This window comes from Vibrio sp. 1167 (genome assembly GCF_033340375.1).
GTDB lineage: Bacteria > Pseudomonadota > Gammaproteobacteria > Enterobacterales > Vibrionaceae > Vibrio > Vibrio alginolyticus.
Genome location: NZ_JAWOWK010000002.1, coordinates 243,329 through 263,096, shown reverse-complemented (window position 1 = coordinate 263,096; position 19,768 = coordinate 243,329). Strand labels below are relative to the sequence as shown.

Below are 19,768 nucleotides of genomic sequence, written 5' to 3'. Positions count from 1 at the left end.
ATTACAACCCTCTTTCCTTAATCCACGCTCTTACCTTAATTCCGGGTTCAATTACACTGACACCCGAGATAATGATTTGGTCGCCATCGTTAAGCCCAGCTAACACTTGATTTTTGTCATTCATCTCAATTGCGGCTTTGGACACAATGCCTTGCTCATCGACACGCCAAACGTATGTTTTGCCGTTCTCTTCTAGCAACGCGGAGTTAGGAATCTTTGTCGCTCCTGCACTTTTGGACAGGAGGTAAGCATTGCCAGACATTCCCGGCAAAAGGCCTATTTCTGCTGGCCGCTCCATGACCATCGTGACTTTGTAACTGCCCGTTTTAGGGTCGGCTTCTGTATCGATTTCCTGAAAGGTTAAGTCAAAGGCTCGCTCGGGGAACGCATCAAATATCATTCTGGCAGAGACATCGCTCCCCTGCGTGTAACGATTTAGAAGATAGTCTGGGATTTGGAATATCACTTTGAGGAGTTGGTTGGACTGAATATTCATCACCCCTTCTTTCGCGGCAACATATTCATGGTTTTCTGCTGGAATGTACGAAATGGTGCCATCATATGGCGCGACAAGTTTGGTATACCTTAAGTTTGCCTTTGCTTGATTCCATTGAGCTTTTGCCGAGTTGTGATTCGCTTTAGCCTCATCAAAATCTTGCTCAGATACTACTTGGTCTTTACGTAGCTTTTGGTATCGCTTGTATTGCACATCTGCGAGCAAAAAATTTGCCCGAGCTTGCTGTTCGAGCAGAGAATATTCATCTGGGTTTAATGACGCCAAAACATCACCTTTACTGACGACTTGACCTTCATTCACTTCTATCGTTTGAAGAAGCCCAGGAACTCGAAATGTCAGTACTGCTCTATCGCCAGCTTCCGTCGTGGCAGGAAAATGTCGCTCAAACTGGGCATTGCCAACAGATACTGTAAATAGCTTCGCAGGGCGCGATTCAGGTTCAGGAACAGGAGGAAGTTCTTTACCGCACCCCGACAAGACAGCCGAGATGGCAATAGGAATGAGCAATTTTCTCATTACATTCATCCATAAAAATTGGGGGATTATTTTTAAAGTAGATGAATTTTGAACGAACTTCCAGAGCAGAAAAGATTAATAGTGCTTTAAAATTAGTAATTTGTGATAAAAAAGCAGGCTTTATGCCTGCTTCAGTTAAATCTTCTTTGGATACAAAATGCCTAGAGCTTACTGAATTCTCTGTTCACCCTATATGTATCAGACGTAACATACGCTTCCATGTTACGAATTTTGCCATCAAGACGGTCAAAATCCCTTTCCAACACACTGAGCAGTTGATCAGGGCTTTGCCCTTTCTGCCAAGGCTTACTTTTGAGCGTATGCTCTTGCTGCGCTCTGATATTTTCAGAATACGTTACTGGTTGCTTTTCTAACATAAACGCCATCGCGATGTACGCTAACAATACCAAAAACGTACCACCTAACAGCGCTGCAGAAATCACTACAATACGAATCAACCAAACTTCTGCACCAAAGTAGTTGGCAATTCCGGCGCAAACACCGGAGATTTTGCCATTTACTGGATCACGATACAGTTCTCGATTATTCATACTTGCGTCTCCATGTTGGTGACTCAGCATCCAAGATGCGCTCCAATGTATCAACTCGGGACTGCATCGCTTCTGCTTTTTCAGATAGTACCTGAAGGCGCTCTAAGTCCTGGCTCGACAGTGCACTATCTGTTTTGCGTTTGCTGCGATAGTGTAAGAAGAGCCATAGTGGAGCGACAAAGATTAAAAAGACAATCACTGGTCCTGCTATAAAAAATGCCGACATAAATGGCTCCTTTCTTATTTATCTTTCGATGACATCTGTTCTTTCAGTTTTGCCAACTCTTTTTCAATTTCGTCTTGTGCCTGCAACTCTGCAAACTCTTGTTCTAGCGATTTAGCATTACCAGTTTGAGCATATAGGTCTGCTTCCGCTTCCATTTCATCCACTTTACGTGAGTACTGCTCAAATTTCGCCATCGCTTCATTAGTACGGCTAGTGTGCAGGTGTTTTTGTACATCACGACGGTTAGATGCAGTTTGGTTACGAATTGCTAGTGCTTGCTGTTTTGCGCGCGTTTCAGCAATTTTGCTTTCCAACTTACCAATCTCGCCAGTAAGCTTATCGATCGTTTCTTCCACTAAGGTTTGCTCAGTGTGGAGGCCTTTAATTACTTGCTCTAGCTTTTGCTTTTCAATTAATGCTGCACGAGCTAGATCTTCGCGCTCTTTAACTAATGCTAAGCTCGCTTTTTGACCCCATTCGCCAATTTGCTCTTCTAACGTTTCAACCTTACGAGCCAACTCTTTCTTGTCTGCAATCGCTTTAGCCGAGTTAGTACGCACTTCAACAAGTGTGTCTTCCATTTCTTGAATGATAAGACGGATCATTTTTTCAGGATCTTCCGCCTTGTCCAGTAATGCACTGATGTTTGAGTTAACGATATCTGCAAATCGAGAAAAAATACCCATAACGGAACTCCTCTTTTTTCCTATTAAAACTCGACAAGGTGGTGATTAACCTTGTGTCTCCCTGAATATATAACAAGTAACGTGCCAACTTATAATTTTCTTTTAAATCAGATTGTTATTCATTTTGTTGTCGTTACACACTATTGTGCTATGATGTTTTTCACCAACTGTTGGTGAAATTTACCAACTCTATCTCTAAATCATGGCTCGGCTGTTAAATAAGAAGGACTTTATGAAGCAAAACCTGATTGGTGAATCACCTGCTTTTCTCGCTGTACTAGATAAAGTATCACAACTTGCACCCATTGAGCGCCCTGTCCTCATCATTGGTGAACGAGGTACGGGTAAAGAACTCATCGCTCAGCGTTTGCATTATTTATCAAGACGTTGGGATAAACCACTACTATCACTCAACTGTGCGACATTAAGCGAAGGGCTAATAGATTCCGAATTGTTTGGACATGAATCCGGCTCCTTCACGGGCTCTAAAGGTAAGCATAAAGGGCGTTTCGAGCGTGCCGAGGGCGGTACTTTGTTTCTTGACGAACTGGCAACCGCACCACTTTTAGTTCAAGAAAAGCTATTACGTGTCATTGAATATGGTGAATATGAGCGAGTTGGCGGTCATACCGCTCTCAATGCGGATGTTCGACTTGTTTGTGCAACCAATGCCGACCTACCAAAATTGGCAGAGCAAGGTGATTTTCGTGCAGATCTGCTCGACAGGCTAGCCTTCGATGTCATTATGTTACCGCCTCTTCGCGAGCGCAAAGAAGACATTCTCTCTTTAGCAGAGCACTACGCGATGAAAATGTGTCGTGAACTGCAACTGGAATACTTTGTCGGTTTTACCCCAAAAGCGCAGCAGTCGCTTATTGAATATGAATGGCCCGGTAACGTCCGCGAACTAAAAAACGTGATTGAACGTGCGATTTACCAACATGGTCTGAATGCTCACCCAATTGATGAACTGGTTTTCAATCCTTTTGAAACGGTTTGGCACAGCGCGCTTGGCCATAGTGCAAAACAAGCAGAGCAACAAGAAGAGGAAGCATCAAGCAACACCATCCAATTCCCTCTAGACTATAAACAATGGCAAGAGGAACAAGATATCCATTTACTCAATCGTGCATTGGAAGAAGCCAAGTTTAATCAACGACAAGCAGCCGAGCTACTTGGCTTGAGCTATCACCAATTACGAGGGATGGTTAGAAAATATGGTTTGGTCGGACAAAGCTAACTTGACCGAGAGTACTCAATCAATACACGAGCTCGTGACTGCGCTCTAATTCGCATGCATTTATGGCATAACACCTTACAGTGTATGGATTTTATGTTTGGAGCGAGTTCACAAAGGTGATAAATTAGCGAGATCATTTTCGCTTGTTAGCTTTGAAAGAGTAAGATCAAACGAAACGAGCAAGATCCAATGAACATTTCATATTATGAATGCTTTTATAAGATTATCGCTGAGCCTTATTGGGATTAGCCTACTGACCGCTTGTGGCGATGAAATTGACCACAATGATATTCGCAAAGCTGGCTTTGTGTTTTGCGGGCAAGGTAAGCCGACCACGTTTAACCCTCAGCTTATTGATAGCGGTATTACCGCAGAGGCTCTGAGCCCGCAGCTGTACGATACGCTGCTCACGCTCGATCCTAAATCACATCAGCCCGTGGCAAGCATCGCCGAGAGTTGGTCAGTAAATGAATCAGGGACGGAATACACGTTTAAGCTTAAACGTGGTGTTAAATTCCAAACCACGCCTTGGTTCACACCCACTCGCCCATTGAATGCAAAAGATGTGGTATTTAGCTTCAAGCGAATCATCGATGTAGACCATCCTTTTCACCAAGTAGGTGGTGGTTTTTATCCATGGTTTGCAGGGTTAGATTTTCAAAACCTACTCCAAGACGTGGTTGCAATAGATGAGCATACGGTAAGGTTTACGTTATCTCAGCCAAACTTTTCTTTCTTGGCCAATATTGCCACCAGCCATGCGGTTATCTTGTCTGCGGAGTACGGACAGCAATTGGCTGCAAAAGATCATAAAGAAGAAATCGACCAACTTCCTATCGGTACCGGCCCTTATCAATTAAAAGAATACCAAGTGAACGACTTGATTCGATTAGAGCGTCATTCTAATTACTGGAAGTCACCAGCAAAAATGGAACAAGTGGTGTTCGATATCTCTCACAGAGGCACGGGTACATTAGCTAAACTTTTAAGAAACGAGTGTGACGTACTCTCTTCACCTATTTCGAGCCAAATACCTGTCATTCAAGAAAATGACAACCTTGAGCTGACGGCTACACCAGCTAACAACGTTTCCTTTATTGCGATAAACACAGAAACCACCGCGCTGAGTGATGCTCGAGTTCGCCAAGCACTTAACTTAGCGATCAACCGTCAAAATATTTTAGATTCGGTTTACTACGGAACTGGCTCCCAAGCTTATACCTTGCTACCACCTAATTCATGGGCTTATCAAAAAGATAGCGTAAAAATTCGTTATGACCGGAATTATGCATTGGCACTACTTCGAGATGCAGGCTACGAAGACGGCCTAGAATTGACCATGTGGGTACCACTTGAACCACGTGCTTTTAACCCAAGCCCTCGTAAGACTGCGGAGTTAATCCAAGCGAATTTTGCCGATATTGGGGTTAAATTAACGCTACTGACCGATGATAGGTTTGAACGTGTGGATTTGGAGAACATCAACGATATCGATTTACTTTTAACAGGTTGGATTGGTGATACCGGGGATCCTGACAACTTTTTCCGCCCTTTATTATCTTGCGAGTCTGACCGCGTTGGCCTTAACGTGTCCATGTGGTGTAACGATGACTTCGATTTCTTGCTCGATTTGGCGTTAGAAACTCAAGAACCGCGTTACCGTTTGAACCTATATCGCCAAGCACAGAACATTTTGAATCAAGAGTTCCCGGTTATTCCTCTGGCGCATGGCGTGCAGTTCCGTGTGCACGACAAATCGCTGACAGGCTTCAAATCAAGCCCTTTCAATGCCCAACCGTTTGATAGAGTTGAGAGAATTCACTGATGTTTTGGTATACCGTTCGACGCTTTAACCTATTTATCATCACTTTGATGATCCTTACATTAGTAGGTTTTTCTCTGCTTCGCCTTGACCCTCTCTCGCACTGGGCAAACGTTGATTTTTGGTCTGGCTGGCAAACTTACTTAATCAACCTTTCTCAACTCGATTTTGGCATAAGTAAAAACGGCAATGCGATTTACGACGAGCTCGCCGTTGTATTCCCAGCCACTTTGGAACTGTGCTTTTTTGCCTTTTTGGTGTCCCTTTTGATCGGCATTCCTCTTGGAACCGTGGCTGGGATGAAGCAAGGTAAATGGCTCGACACCAGCATTTCATTCATGTCGATGTCTGGTTATTCCGCCCCAATTTTTTGGGTAGCTCTGCTACTTATCATGGTCTTTTCATTGGAATACCAACTCTTTCCCGTTGCGGGACGGTATGATTTACTTTACGAAATTGATCATGTAACCGGGTTTGCCATTATCGACGCATTCATGGCGAAAGGCGAATACCGCGCTCACGCACTGCAAAGCGTTATTGAGCATATGGTACTGCCATGTTTGGTGCTCGCTTTGGCTCCAACCACCCAGGTTGTCGGACTAATGCGCTCCTCGGTAGCGGAAGTGATGAGCCAAAACTACATCCGTGCAGCGAGAATCAAAGGTCTTTCGAACCGCGAAATCGTAACTCAACATGTATTGCGGAATGCGATACCGCCTATCATTCCCAAAGTTGGTGTTCAACTTTCGAGTATGATTACCTTAGCTATCATCACGGAGTCTATTTTTAACTGGCCAGGTATTGGTCGTTGGCTTTTAGATGCGCTAGCAAGCCAAGACTATGCATCTATCCAAGCTGGCGTGATGGTACTTGCGACTTTGGTTCTTACCGCTAACATACTCTCGGATTTGATTGGCGCGATGATTAACCCTTTAGTTCGAAAGGAATGGTATGCTAACAAATAACGTTTATCAGGAAGAGCGCATTCCAACACAGTTTGAGCGTTTTTGGCGAAGCTACCGCGCCAACGGACTAGCCATGTTTGGCTTGTGGTGCTTGGTGTTTATCGTCCTTATTACCATTTTTGCGCCCCTACTTGCACCATTTGACGCCCAAGCACAGTCAGGTGAGTTGCTTGTGCCGCCATCATGGGCCCCAGCAGGAACGGTTGATTACTTTTTGGGGACCGATGACTTAGGTAGAGATATTCTTTCGCGCCTGATTATGGGCTCTCAGCTAACATTTGGCGCTGCTGTCGCCATCACCGCAATTGCTGCCGTTGTAGGCTGTTTAATTGGCGTATTGGCAGGTATGACGAAAGGCTTACTGTCGAGTACTCTCAACCACTTGCTCGATACCGTCATGTCGATCCCGTCGCTCTTATTAGCAATCATTTTTGTGGCATTTCTCGGCTTTGGTGGGTTCAATATTTTACTCGCAATCTGCTTAGCTTTGATTCCGCGTTTTATTCGCTCTGTTTATATCGCAGTCCACACCGAAGTTGAAAAAGACTACATAATGGCAGCACGCCTTGATGGCGCTAATGATTTCTACTTACTGTGGAGTTCAATTCTTCCTAACATTCTGACGGTCATTGCCGCTGAAATCACACTCGCGCTCTCTGCTGCGATTTTAGATATTACGGCACTGGGTTTTCTTGGCCTAGGCGCACAGGCCCCAAGCACCGAGTGGGGAGCAATATTAGGTGACTCTGTCGAGCTTATTTATATTGCACCTTGGACAGTGACCCTACCCGGCCTGACCATCATGTTTACTGTTATTACCCTAAACTTAGTAGGTGAAGGTGTACGTCAAGCGCTTAATGCGGGGATCGAATAATGCCGTTGTTAGATATTCGACATTTGACCATTGAGATCGAAACACCTCAAGGGTTGGTCAAAGCCGTTGACCGAATGAGCCTAACTTTGAACGAAGGCGAAATTCGTGGTCTTGTAGGTGAGTCTGGTTCAGGGAAAAGCTTAGTTGCAAAAGCGATTGTCGGGGTAAGTAAAGATAACTGGCGCATCACCGCTGACCGTATGCGCCTTGGCAATATTGACTTGCTTCAGCTTACACCAAAAGAGCGTCGGCGCGTCATTGCTCGTGATATTGCGATGATTTTCCAAGAACCTTCAACTTGTCTTGACCCTTCAGAGGAAGTCGGGCGTCAATTGATTGAATCCATTCCATCTCGCGCATTTGAAGGGAAATGGTGGGAGCGATTTAAATGGCGTAAAAAACAGGCCATCGCGCTTTTGCATAAAGTGGGTATTAAAGATCACAAGCGTTTAATGGGTAGCTACCCTTATGAACTGACTGATGGTGAGTGTCAAAAAGTCATGATTGCCATGGCGATAGCGACCAAACCAAAGTTGCTGATCGCAGATGAGCCAACCAACGACTTAGATCCGATTACTCAATCGCAAATTTTGCGTCTGTTGAGCCGCATGAACCAACTTAATAACACAACCATTTTGCTTATCGGCCACGACTTAGCGACCATAACACAGTGGGCAGGACGTATTACGGTAATGTATTGTGGTCAGTCGGTGGAGTCTGCCGATACCAGTAAAATCATTGCGGCACCCAAGCACCCGTACACCGATGCCTTGCTTAAAGCGATGCCTGACTTTAATGATTGGGTACCACACAAGCAAAAACTCCAATCCCTACCGGGCTCGATTCCGCCATTGCAGCATCTGCCTATCGGTTGTCGCCTCGGACCACGTTGCCCATATGCGCAGAAACAATGTGTAGAAATTCCACACACCAGACGAATTAAGAATCATAAATTTAACTGCCACTTTCCATTGAACACGGAGAAAAAGTCATGAGTGCGTTACTTGAAGTCGATAATTTATCGAAGCAATTTGTTACGCGCTCCCGTCTGTTCAAACGTCAGGTTAATGAGGCAGTTAAACCGGTAAGCTTTACTTTAGAGCCAGGACAAACTATTGGTTTTATTGGTCAAAACGGGTCAGGGAAATCCACACTAGCTCGTATGCTTGCTGGCGTTGTTGAACCAAGCTCCGGAGAGATCCGTGTGAATGGCGAACGATTGGAGCACAAAGATTACGCGACACGCTGCAAGCTCATCCGCATGATTTTCCAAGATCCAAACACATCGTTAAACCCACGAATCCAGATTGGTCGTATTTTAGAAGGTCCGCTAAAGCGAAATACCAACATGCCGCCAGATGCGCGCATGCAGCGTGTAAAGAACACCCTACTCCGCGTAGGATTGCTGCCTGAGCACGCCTATTTTTATCCACAAATGCTAGCTGCCGGTCAAAAACAGCGCGTGTGTTTGGCTCGTGCACTTATTCTTCAACCTTCCATCATTGTCGCTGATGAGGCGTTAAACGGTTTGGATATGGCAATGCGCTCGCAGATCATTAACTTATTCCTCGAGTTGCAAGAAGAGATGGGATTGTCATTTGTGTACGTGTCTCAGCACATTGGCATTGTTAAGCATATTACTGATAAAGTGATGGTGATGCATGAAGGTGAAGTGGTCGAGTTTGGCGAGACCAACCAAGTACTGACTCATCCCGAGCATCCTATTACTCAACGACTAGTCGAAAGCCACTTTTATAAAGCGCCAAGCCATCAAACAAAATAGCTTATCAAAGATGTAATCGTGCAAATGTAAAGAAGCCTGCTATAACGCAGGCTTCTTTACATTTGCACGGGTACTAATCAAAAAGCTAACGGCGGCTCGCTTGTTTGCGCAGTTCAAAATCAAACTCGTCAGGAAACAATACGACCCCTTCTTCATTTTGATTTGGGAATACAACAATCGATAGCTCGTCATCCTCTAGACCAGAGGTCCAACGGCTGTGCCACTTGTTTAAAGAGATTGCCTCAGGCTCGCAATCTTCCCAATCACCATTCGCCCATTGCAAAGCAAACTCTTCGTTTGGCCATACTGGTACACAATCATCATCTTCTGTATTTAACATGACACAGCCATGTTCGTCTTTCAGAATCCAAACCTTACGATTCGCCACAATCTCTTTTACGCAGTACTTTAAACGTTGCTCTTCATTGTAGCGATTAATGGTATCCATCTGCTCTTGGGTCAGTTGCTCAGACATATTCGTCTCCTATTTCCCATAGAAAAATGCCCGCAGCTAGGCGGGCATTTAAAGTATATGCTAGAAAATTAAGCTAGCTCAGTTTGAAGCCAAGGCCAACCTTGCTTCTTACGGCTTAGCGTGTTTTCCATCATTAGCATGCCGTCTTTTTCGTGCTTAACAAGCTTCTCAGCCCACTCACCTTTGTATAGAAGACGAGTTTGAGCAGTCGTGATGTCTGTTAGCATTACAGCAGCGAACGCTAGGTTATCTTTCTCACAACGAGATTCTAGGTCTGCTTCTAGTGCTTCGATCATACCGTCAACTTGCTCAAGAGTTGCAAGTTCAACCTGACCAACCACTACGTCACGACCGTTGAATGGGTAACCTTTAAGGTCTTTCTCAACAAGCTCAGCCGCTGATAGACCTTCGATGTTTGTTTTAGCAATTAGAAGATCTTTAGTGAACGCGTCAACATCTTGTACGTCTGCGATTGCCGCTAGTTCAGCAACGGCATCTTTGTCTTTTTGTGTACAAGTTGGAGAAGCAAAACCTACTGTGTCAGATAGAATTGCTGACATCATTAGCTTAGCAATTTGTGGAGTAATCGCGTGACCTTCAATCTTGAACATGTTGAATAGAACAGTGTTGGTACAACCAACAGGCCAGATCCATGCTTCCATTGGGTTTACTGTCATCACGTCACCTAGACGGTGGTGGTCAACAATACCCGCAATTTCAGCTTCTGCGATATCGTCTGGTGCTTGTGCTAGATCTGAGTAATCTACTAGCCAAACGGTCTCACCCGCAACTGATGTGCGAAGCTCAGGAACTTCAGCGCCAGCAACTTCTAGGATGTGCTGAGTTTCACGGTTGATTTCGCCTTGGCGAATTGGCATAGCTTCAACGCCACGCGCTTTTAGAAGTTCAGTTGCAACGAGTGCACTACAAATACTGTCACTGTCTGGGTTCTTATGACCTACAACTAGAATCATGTTTCTTCCTATTCAAGTCAATTTTATACGCCGCCTAATACAGTTAATTAGGGCGTGTTTGCTCACAAAGGCCGATACTTTACCTGATTTCAGAGAGTTTGACACGAAGAAAAGTTCACAATGCTATTGCGAATAAATCTCATTTACATATAATGATAATTATTCCTATTTGCATTTGAGTAAACGATGAACGCGACCCAATTATTACACTCTGCACAACAGTTGTTTCAGCCTACTCAGTTTCGTTTAGCTTATAAGCGATTGCTGATCCCTATCGTCATGCTCATTTTGCTAGGCAATGAAAATACACGTGACGTAGCCGTACAGACGCTATCCGACTCATTCTGGGCAGTGTCATGCTATGTTGCTGCCACATTGGCTATTTATCATTATCTTTCAAACTTTATGTCGAAAACCAATCGAATTACCGAGCTATATCATCGCTCGCGTAATCATCAGGTTTTCTTTGCTTCTTTATTGGGTGCTTTGCCTGGCTGTGGTGGCGCTATTGTTGTGACAACGCAATTTATTAGTGGCCGAGTGGGATTTGGTGCGATTGTCGCGGTACTTACTTCAACAATGGGTGACGCTGCCTTTTTACTTCTGGCCGCCAAACCAAGTGTAGGATTAGGCGTGGTTGGATTAGGCATTATCGTGGGTACTCTTTCAGGGTTAGTCGTTAATGCTTTTCATGCTGATAACTTTCTGCGACCAGAACCAAAAGAAGCACCTCAGACACATGCTTGTTGCCAACACCAGACAGACCGACACACGCCTCTTGAACAACGTGCAATCAATCTACAAGGCGCATTTTGGAAATGGCTTATTGTGCCTGCTAGTGTCGTTGCTGTGTTAATGTCTTTCCAAATCGATATTAATCAGTTGCTATCTTTGAAAGCCAACACCATTGAATGGCTGGGCGCTATCTTCGCGGTGATCACAATGTCGTTGTGGGCTATGACAAAAGAGCTCGGCGATTATCAGTCAACGGTCTCTGAAGATGAAAAAATTGTGGACTCGCATCCAATTCAAAAAGCGGCTCAAGACACAAACTTCGTCAGTGCTTGGGTGATCGTCGCTTTTCTGGCGTTTGAACTGACGACCTATTTTTCTGGACTCGACCTTGTAGAAACCTTTTCTCATTGGGGGATATGGATGCCATTAGCTGGCTTAGCCATTGGTATGCTACCTGGTTGTGGTCCGCAAATTTTAGTCACTAGCCTGTACATCTCTGGCGCAGCGCCACTTTCGGCGCAATTGGCAAATGCGATTTCTAACGATGGTGACGCCCTATTCCCCGCCATTGCTATGGCACCGAAAGCTGCTTTGGTCGCGACTATTTATTCGTCCATTCCTGCGTTTATTGTTGGATACGGGTATTACTTTTTATTCGAGTTCTAACGCCCAGAGCATCAAAACGAGAAAGGAGCCGCAATAGGCTCCTTTCTTGATCTTGGTATTGGGCGATTTACTTCACGTTATGCTGTAACGATCGCTTTCGCATTGAGCCCTTTATCAACGCTCACCATTAACAACTGGCAAGGTTCTTGGTTTAGCTTTTCCCCTGTCCAGTAATCATACCAGTCCACCGGTTGATCAGACGTCAGCGTAAATTCCATCGCTCCGTAACTCGCATAATTAAACAAACAATGAAGGTCATTCTTCGTCGTTAGTTTTAAAAAGGCGTGATTTAAACTCAAAGCGGTAAACTTTGCAGATTGTTGGTTACGTTGTTGACGTAACATGAGCTTAGACAGTGTCTTCTTAGCAAACGGCGTAATCTCAGGGAGTGGGTCGCCAGACAGCAGCAAACCACCACTCGCTAATAACACCGTGCGATGAAATTCATACTCTTCTCTGGATGCAGATTGATTAGCTAATGAAGTGAATGTCGCGCAATCCGGGTCAATTTGCCACAGTTTTCGGTGCTGCCAACTACGGTAAAAGGTTTCTCTGGCTATCTGCTCGAATCGACGACTATGACGCTCTACATCGTCAGAAACACGCATTGCATCCACAAGTCCCAGAGATGGCCACATTGGCGCGTTGCAACCTAAAAGCCACGCATCACCAGCGCCTTTAGCAATCGCTTCCATTCCTAAGCGATACGCCTCAACGCCTGTAATACCAGATTGTTTACGAACACCTTTTAAGGTGCCCCAATAGTTCGCGTCTAGCTTGAACAACTCAACGCCCCACTCTTGTCTCATGACAGAGACCACATGCGTCAGATGGTCTTGCACTTCTGGATTTGAGGTATCGAGAATGTACCAAGGCGTGCATCGCCAACCACCGTATGTGACATCTTCTGCTTTAAGTAAGCCACCATCCTTGTGGCGAACAAACCAATCTGGATGCTGTTTGAAGATCTCCGACTCAGGCTGTGCAATGAAAGGCGCCATCCAAATCGCCGGCTTTTTGCCTTTTGCACGGATACTATGAATGAGCTCTTTTACGCCACCAGAAAACTTATCTGATGGGGTTAACCAATCGCCCATAAAGGCTTGATAGCCATCATCCAGAAGTACCCACTCTAGGTCTTCGAGCTTATCTTGCATGCAATCTACGTTCTGCATGATGTTTTGCTCTGTCACGTCTGCGTAGTACGCGTACCACGAACACCAACCAACAGGCGCATCTTGTGTCACACCTTGGCGAACAGGATGATGCTCTGCAATCATCTCGCCATAGGTTTGATAAAGCTCGGACAGTGATTGACCGCAGAGTACCGCCACGGACTCAAGTTGATTACTTTCCCAATCCGCCACTTGAGTCAACTCACCATCAATTGCGGCTGATAAAACCCAATGCCCATCACGCAGCACAACATCAAAATAGCCTGCAAAGCGATGACATGATGTGAAGCCAAATAATGTGTAGCCCGCTGAACCTTCCACCACTAAATAGTTGTAATAACGCTTAGGGGCATCTTTAGGGTAGATTCGATAAGAAGGATTATTGTCTGGGCAGCGACCAATATCAACGGGGTGATTGATCGTTCCCGCCGTTTGCGCCAACATTTGAAAACCATCCCCAATTACGTTGGCCTCGTGCTCGTACAAAAACGGCATTTCGAGCAACACTTCACGGTCGGTAAAGGTTTTATTGTGGAGACCAGCAAAAGAAAAATGTAATTGATTACCCTCGACTTCAACTTGGAAGTCATTGTTATTCACAGTGATCTCAGTGTGATTTGCTAATTGAATGCTCTGAGCCATAAAGGGTCTACTCACTTAATTATTATTGTTTAGCTTGGCGCATTATCTCCTGCTTGTCTCACCCAATTCGTTACCATCATCACGAATACCAGTCTCGTTTAACGTTATGAAGTTACTATTGAGACAACGCTCACTGAAATTTTGATAAAAAAATACCAGCCCTGAGGCTGGTATTTCGATTTATGCAAACTGCACTAATTAAGCAACTTCGATCGGACCACCAAATGAAGTGACTGGCGGCACTTTACCTGTGAACTTCTCGAAGTCTACGATACATGTGTTCGCAGAAGTCGCCTGTGCAAGCTCAGAAGAACCGATGTCTTGCGTTAGCGTGTTAGGATCACCGTAGGTACAGATTGCGCCTTCTTTCTCGTTTAGAGGACCGTACCATGCACCTTCTTCGATACGAATAACGCCACGTGGGTAGCTGTCAGTCAAAACAGCACCAGCTAATAGCTGACCACGACCGTTGAATACACGTACCAAATCACCATCTTTGATGCCTTTTGCTTTGGCATCCGCTGGGTTGATGTAAACCGGCTCACGACCTTGTACCGCGTAAGTCGCGCGGAACTCTTCAGACTCACACATTTGAGAGTGAAGACGCTTATCAGGGTGGCAAGACTGCAACCAGAATGGGTATTTATCTGAACCAGGACCACCGTGTGAACGCTCTGATTTTTCGAACCACATTGGGTGCTCTTGACAGTGTTCGTAACCGTAACGGCCGATCTTGCGTGATGTAATCTCGATGAAGCCAGACGGTGTACCTAATGGGTTAAGCTCAGGGTCTTTACGGAAGTCCGCATGACGAACCCAAGGTTTACCTTCACCGAAGTCTAGTACGCTCTTCTCCCAGAACTCGTTGAATTCTGGCATTTCAAACTTACCTTCGTTCGCTTTTTTACAATCGTTGTAAAGGCTTTCGATCCATTCCATCTCACTCATACCACGAGTGTATTCTTCGCGGCGACCAAAACGCTGAGTGAGTTCACTCATGATTTGGAAGTCAGGCTTAGATTGGAACAATGGATCAACGAGGCGATGCATCGCAATCAGACCTTTGTTCGAGTATGAACCGTATACGTCGATGTCGTTACGTTCCCATTGCGTACACGCCGGTAGAACGATATCTGAGAAACGACATGTCGCAGTCCAAGCAAACTCGATCGTTACAACCGTTTGAAGTTTGCGGAACGCTTTCTTCATGCGGTTACGATCTTGATGGTGGTGCCATGGGTTACAACCCGAGATAACCATCATCTTGAAGTCTGGCAGTTTCACTTTACCGCCGTTGTAGTTGATCTCTTTGCCAGGTTCTAGCAGACAGTCGATCCAACGTGCAACTGGGATAGTACGACTGTAGCCGTTAAAATCGTTGTTGTCCCACTTCGGTTTCATACCTTGGTCAAGGTTACGAGGGAAACCACCAGGGCCCGCGAAACCAGTAGAAGGCACACCGATACTTGAGTAGTGGTGACCGTAAGAGATACCACCGCCAGGTAGACCGATTTGACCAACCATTGCAGCAACCACAGCCGCTGCCCAGTATGGCTGCTCACCGTGCTCTTGACGCTGGATACACCAACCCATCAGGATCTGTGTACGACCGCTGACTAGCATGCGTGCGAATTCACGGATCTTGTCCGCTTTCACGCCACAAATCGCTGCTGCCCATTCAGGCGTCTTCTCTACTTTGTCTTTTGTCTTACCTTGAACGTATTGAATGAACTCTTCAAAGCCGAGACAGTAAGTATCAATGAATTTCTTATCGTACAGGTTTTCGTTGTACAACACGTGTGCCACAGCGAGCATGAACGCTACGTCTGTCAGCGGGTTGATGTACAAGTGATCGTTCTCTAAGTAGCGCTGAGTTTTGTTCTTCACTGGGTCTACAGATAGAACGTTGATCTCACCTTTCGCCACTTTTTCTTTTAGTTGTGCAAGGTACTTAAACGACTCATGCGTTTCACAGTTCCAACCTACTTGAAGGTTTTTCACTGGGTCGTTAGCCCAAAGAACGATGTTGTCAGAGTTTTCTAGGATCTCAGACCAAGACGTACCTTGTGCATAAACTTCGGTTGAGCCTAGCACGTACGGCATAATGGTTTGACCTGCACCCGTCGAGTAGTCACCTACTTTAGTGATGAAGTTGCCATGCATACCTACTGCACGTTGCATGTGCGCAGTACAGTTGTTAAACGAACCCGTTTGGTTCCAACCTGTTTGACCTGCATGCAGCGCCCATGGGCCGTAGTCTTTTTGAATACGTTCTAGCTCACGGTAGAACAAGTCTAGCGCTTCATCCCAAGTTACTCGGATGAAACGGTTGTTACCGCGAGTATCCGCGCTGTATTTATGTTTCTTCAACCAATCTAGACGAACCATTGGGTAACGAACACGTGAAGGGCTGTAGATAATACCCTTAATGCCGTTCAACATTTCTGTTGGGTTTTTGTCTAGCTCTAGCGGCTTGATCTCTTGAACTTTACCCGCGTAGATGTGGGCGCGGAACGCGCCCCAATGAGAACCGGTTACTTTCCAAGTACCTGTCGTCTCAACGGCATTTGCAGAGGCGGATGCCAATAAGCTAGGACCAATTACTGACGCTGCACTTGTGGTTGCTACACCTTTAAGAAAACTTCTTCGTGTAATAGCCATTTAAAATTACTCCAATCCGACGCTTATTAATGGTGACCTTCAGCATAATCTGAAGAGTGTTTCTGTAGATACTTCAAGATCAGTGCTTCACTGTCTGTATCTAGGTTAACGAACGCCAACATACCGTCGAACATACCTGGCCAGGTGTTCGCGTCGAAGTGCGCTTCCGCAGGTTGAGTGTGACATACAGAACAATTGGTCTTGTAGGCTTCACGAGATTTTTCCCAAACAGGATTGATGTCGTTCAGCATAGACTCTTTCTTAATCCATACTTTCGCCGCTACTTTTTCCCAAGGAAGGCCTGTTAGCTCATCCACTTTTTTCTCACCAGTCGTCACAATGTTGCTGTCTGTTGCTGCTTCTTTCATCAGAGACGCAGTCGCAATGTTCTTACCGAAGTCTTCTTGAATTACACGACCAAAACCTTTTGCTTTGCGCCAACCGTCAATTTCGATCTCAACAAACTCGCCTTTGTCTTCAAGAACTTTAACGGTCGATGCAGGATTAAGAAGACCAGCTTCTTTACTGCCTTGCGCATCAAAGTAAATTGGTAGGTGACGAACGCTCACGAGTTGCTGACCAACGCCGTAATCCGTGTTAGAAGTCATACCCTCTAGATCACCCACGATACCGCCAATGCTGTCCATGCCTGCTGGTAGGTTGTGCGCAATACCCTTGTGACAGTCAACACAGCTTTGATCTTTCTCAGCGGCTTGCTTCATTTGGATACGAGCCGTAGGAGACATTTGCTCGAAATCCATCGATTCGTAGTTGTGACAGTTTTTACACTCCAGAGATTTGTTTGCCGAGAAACGATCCCATTCGTGTTTAGCAAGTTCGATACGACGCTCTTCGAACACACCCGGTTCGTCGTAGTTGCCAAATACTTGTGCAAATACTTCTTTAGAAGCTTGCATCTTACGAGCGATCTTATCTGTCCAGTTATGTGGAACGTGACAATCAGGGCAGGTAGCACGAACACCAGAGTGGTTTTTCCAGTGCACCGTTTCTTGTAGCTCAACGTACACGTTGTCACGCATTGTGTGACAACTAATACAGAATTCTTCTGTGTTGGTTGCTTCTAGAGCGGTGTTAAAGCCACCCCAAAAGATAACACCAGCAATAAAGCCGCCCATAGTCAGCACACCTAGGCTGATATGTACAGCTGGGCGCGTCATAGTACGCCACAGTTTAATGATTAATGATTTCATTATTTGCTCTCTTAAAATCTTTTCAAAAGTGTGGTTATGAGCTCACTGGCTTACATGCCGTGCGCGCCTGGAGGTCCAAAGAAGAAGACTTGCAACATCCAAACGATGAACCCGTAGCCGCCAACAAAGGCCACACTCAGAATTGGGAAGAGAACAACTGCAATGAAGAGGAACGACTTCCACTCCAGGGAGCGTTTTTCACCACTCTCAATTTTATTAACATCACTCATACATTTGCCTATTTTGTATCTAGTGTTATTGAAAAGCCCGCGTAACCAAGCTTAAGTTTTTTACAATCTCTAATGGAAAATGTTAGACCATACTAATAGTAGGGTTCAATCAAATAAGCGACCTCAGACCTTGTAATTCAACACTTTTTTGAGCTCATCCAGAGATATGATGGATTGATGTTATTTATTAAAAAACATGAACAGATGTGACAAAATAAGTCTTTTAAGGAGTTGTTAAATAAACAACATTTAAGAAACATCGATCACATTTAAATCGTAATTAACATGCCATAAATCGACTTAAAAACTCCGAAAAAGATAACCACTTGTAAACAGAATGCTGCGTATTAATGTCTAAAATAGCACTCAAGGTTTACTTTAAGAACAGCAAAAAGTGCACATAGTGGTTCATATAAAGGGGAGGCTTAGATACAATTATTCGCGTATTTTCAAGGAGCGATTATGGATAACGTGGTGGATATAAGCTGGGTCAAACTGGCACTGTTTGGTTTGATTTTATTGGTCCCCTTCTTTATCAATGCCCGCTACAAATTAGGGATAGCAAAAGACACGATAATCAGTGTTATCCGAATGACATTTCAGCTCATATTGATTGGCGTGTATTTAGAATATCTTTTTCAATTAAACAGTTTACTTGTCAATATACTTTGGCTTGCCATCATGCTACTGATTGGTGCCAGCTCAATTGCGGGAAAAGCTCAGTTACCTAAAAAGCCACTTATGCTTCCGCTACTAACGGGCCTTACCTGTGGTCTAATACCACTTCTGATTGCAATTACAGCAGGCCTAGTGCAACCATCCCCTATTTACAATGCGCAGTACATGATCCCACTTGCTGGTATGTTATTGGGTAACAGCTTGAGTGGTAATATCATCGCTCTTCAGAATTTATTTACGGCTTTTGAACAGAGACAATCAGAATACGAGGCTGCTATCTCACTTGGAGCCTCTCCTCGCTATGCATCCTTCCCCTTCATTCAGGAGGCTCTTAGAAAGTCCCTTGCCCCGACTTTAGCTTCTATGGCCACTACAGGGCTGGTTACCTTACCGGGTATGATGACCGGTCAAATTCTAGGTGGCGCGAGCCCGATGGTTGCGATTAAATACCAGTTAGTAATTATGCTGGCTATTTTCGTCATGTTGAGTGCCTCCGTAACCATAACGTTAGAAATGACATTGCGCTGGGTACAAACCAAAGAAGGCCGAATCAAGATAAAAATCGAGCAACCCGAATCGACCAAAACTCACGGTTAGTTGGCGCTTGTGGGTAAAGCCCGTTAAACAACTTATGGTGCCAAGTCGAACGTACTTATAACTGAATAACTCAACTATTCTTCGAGCACTCATCAAGACGCTTTCAGATGAAAAGTCAGGCAGAATTCTTTTTGATATAAGCCTCTAATTTTATGAAATTTTCTTTGCAAGTTTAGATACGCACGACCTTTGATACAGGTTATCCACAGAAAATGTGGATAAGCCCCCAAAACCTATACGCAACCAGAAACATAGCAACATAAGTGATCAATCGAATCGTCATGCATTGATCACGTGACTGACATGTTCTAATTTTATAGTAAAGGCAGTGACCACAAACTTGGAGAGACGTACATGGATGTCTTAATGATCAAAGAAAATTACGATGAACTCCTGTCCGATGCACCTCTGGATTGGCTCGTTCAAGAACCAAAGGAAGTAACTTCTCATTGGCTCCCAACCGATTTTGGCATCAACGAAGAGTTGATTTAGCATGACTCGACTTATTTGACATTTGCAGAGACAAATAAAAAGAAAGGCGAAC

Annotated in this window: 19 protein-coding genes; 9 read left to right on the top strand and 10 right to left on the bottom strand. The window is 44.8% G+C overall.

Annotation, left to right across the window (positions count from 1 at the left end; translation table 11 throughout):
* Position 1 precedes the first annotated feature (1 nt).
* The 4 genes from R7Z78_RS04590 to pspA form a co-directional block, all read right to left on the bottom strand.
* On the bottom strand, positions 2–1,033 hold the full coding sequence (locus R7Z78_RS04590) for an efflux RND transporter periplasmic adaptor subunit (protein ID WP_005378114.1): 1,032 nt from the start codon (positions 1,031–1,033) through the stop codon (positions 2–4).
* A gap of 161 nt (positions 1,034–1,194) precedes the next feature.
* Complete coding sequence (gene pspC, locus R7Z78_RS04585) at positions 1,195–1,584, bottom strand: envelope stress response membrane protein PspC (RefSeq protein ID WP_025766867.1); 390 nt, start codon at positions 1,582–1,584, stop codon at positions 1,195–1,197.
* Positions 1,577–1,810 (bottom strand): envelope stress response membrane protein PspB, encoded by a 234-nt coding sequence (gene pspB / locus R7Z78_RS04580; protein WP_005378117.1) that lies wholly within the window; start codon positions 1,808–1,810, stop codon positions 1,577–1,579. Before pspB ends, pspC begins: the two co-directional genes overlap by 8 nt.
* 14 nt (positions 1,811–1,824) lie before the next feature.
* Positions 1,825–2,496: a phage shock protein PspA gene (gene pspA / locus R7Z78_RS04575; RefSeq protein ID WP_005378119.1), complete on the bottom strand. Its 672-nt coding sequence runs from the start codon at positions 2,494–2,496 to the stop codon at positions 1,825–1,827.
* 232 nt (positions 2,497–2,728) lie between these two features.
* On the opposite strand from pspA, the gene pspF reads away from it, so the two are divergent.
* The 6 genes from pspF (at position 2,729) to R7Z78_RS04545 (ending at position 9,180) form a co-directional block, all read left to right on the top strand.
* On the top strand, positions 2,729–3,736 hold the full coding sequence (gene pspF / locus R7Z78_RS04570; protein WP_017820869.1) for a phage shock protein operon transcriptional activator: 1,008 nt from the start codon (positions 2,729–2,731) through the stop codon (positions 3,734–3,736).
* 205 nt (positions 3,737–3,941) lie between these two features.
* Positions 3,942–5,561: an ABC transporter substrate-binding protein SapA gene (sapA, locus tag R7Z78_RS04565; RefSeq protein WP_017820870.1), complete on the top strand. Its 1,620-nt coding sequence runs from the start codon at positions 3,942–3,944 to the stop codon at positions 5,559–5,561.
* The gene (locus R7Z78_RS04560) at positions 5,561–6,523 is read left to right on the top strand and encodes an ABC transporter permease (RefSeq protein ID WP_005378122.1); all 963 of its coding nucleotides are present in this window, start codon (positions 5,561–5,563) and stop codon (positions 6,521–6,523) included. Before sapA ends, R7Z78_RS04560 begins: the two co-directional genes overlap by 1 nt.
* Entirely contained in the window at positions 6,510–7,397 is an 888-nt protein-coding gene (locus tag R7Z78_RS04555; protein WP_005378123.1) for an ABC transporter permease subunit, read from the top strand. Before R7Z78_RS04560 ends, R7Z78_RS04555 begins: the two co-directional genes overlap by 14 nt.
* On the top strand, positions 7,397–8,392 hold the full coding sequence (locus R7Z78_RS04550; RefSeq protein WP_005378126.1) for an oligopeptide/dipeptide ABC transporter ATP-binding protein: 996 nt from the start codon (positions 7,397–7,399) through the stop codon (positions 8,390–8,392). Before R7Z78_RS04555 ends, R7Z78_RS04550 begins: the two co-directional genes overlap by 1 nt.
* A complete protein-coding gene (locus R7Z78_RS04545) occupies positions 8,389–9,180 on the top strand; it encodes an ATP-binding cassette domain-containing protein (protein ID WP_005393308.1) in 792 nt (263 codons plus the stop codon). The genes R7Z78_RS04550 and R7Z78_RS04545 overlap by 4 nt, the downstream gene beginning before the upstream one ends.
* An 85-nt stretch (positions 9,181–9,265) precedes the next feature.
* Here the strand turns inward: R7Z78_RS04545 and R7Z78_RS04540 are convergent, their stop codons facing one another.
* Complete coding sequence (locus tag R7Z78_RS04540; RefSeq protein WP_005378129.1) at positions 9,266–9,655, bottom strand: DUF2750 domain-containing protein; 390 nt, start codon at positions 9,653–9,655, stop codon at positions 9,266–9,268.
* 68 nt (positions 9,656–9,723) lie between these two features.
* Positions 9,724–10,629: a manganese-dependent inorganic pyrophosphatase gene (locus tag R7Z78_RS04535; protein ID WP_017634678.1), complete on the bottom strand. Its 906-nt coding sequence runs from the start codon at positions 10,627–10,629 to the stop codon at positions 9,724–9,726.
* Between the two features lie 186 nt (positions 10,630–10,815).
* Between R7Z78_RS04535 and R7Z78_RS04530 the strand changes: the two genes are divergently transcribed.
* Positions 10,816–12,030: a putative manganese transporter gene (locus tag R7Z78_RS04530; RefSeq protein ID WP_005378133.1), complete on the top strand. Its 1,215-nt coding sequence runs from the start codon at positions 10,816–10,818 to the stop codon at positions 12,028–12,030.
* Positions 12,031–12,107: 77 nt separating this feature from the next.
* Here the strand turns inward: R7Z78_RS04530 and R7Z78_RS04525 are convergent, their stop codons facing one another.
* The 4 genes from R7Z78_RS04525 to torE all read right to left on the bottom strand — a co-directional run bounded on the left by R7Z78_RS04525 (position 12,108) and on the right by torE (position 17,949).
* Positions 12,108–13,847 carry a glycoside hydrolase family 36 protein gene (locus R7Z78_RS04525; protein WP_104975228.1) on the bottom strand — a complete coding sequence of 580 codons (1,740 nt, stop codon included), beginning with the start codon at positions 13,845–13,847 and terminating at the stop codon, positions 12,108–12,110.
* Between the two features lie 198 nt (positions 13,848–14,045).
* Positions 14,046–16,508, bottom strand: coding sequence for a trimethylamine-N-oxide reductase TorA (torA, locus tag R7Z78_RS04520; RefSeq protein WP_005378138.1), 2,463 nt, complete (start codon positions 16,506–16,508; stop codon positions 14,046–14,048).
* A 26-nt stretch (positions 16,509–16,534) separates the two neighbouring features.
* Entirely contained in the window at positions 16,535–17,719 is a 1,185-nt protein-coding gene (gene torC, locus R7Z78_RS04515) for a pentaheme c-type cytochrome TorC (protein WP_005378139.1), read from the bottom strand.
* A 50-nt stretch (positions 17,720–17,769) separates the two neighbouring features.
* Positions 17,770–17,949: a trimethylamine N-oxide reductase system protein TorE gene (torE, locus tag R7Z78_RS04510; RefSeq protein WP_005378141.1), complete on the bottom strand. Its 180-nt coding sequence runs from the start codon at positions 17,947–17,949 to the stop codon at positions 17,770–17,772.
* 462 nt (positions 17,950–18,411) lie between these two features.
* Here torE and R7Z78_RS04505 point away from each other — a divergent pair, with 462 nt between their 5' ends.
* Together R7Z78_RS04505 and R7Z78_RS04500 are read left to right on the top strand one after the other, a co-directional pair.
* On the top strand, positions 18,412–19,224 hold the full coding sequence (locus tag R7Z78_RS04505) for an ABC transporter permease (protein ID WP_104975227.1): 813 nt from the start codon (positions 18,412–18,414) through the stop codon (positions 19,222–19,224).
* Between the two features lie 354 nt (positions 19,225–19,578).
* Positions 19,579–19,716 (top strand): hypothetical protein, encoded by a 138-nt coding sequence (locus R7Z78_RS04500; protein WP_005378145.1) that lies wholly within the window; start codon positions 19,579–19,581, stop codon positions 19,714–19,716.
* The last annotated feature ends 52 nt before the right edge of the window (positions 19,717–19,768 follow it).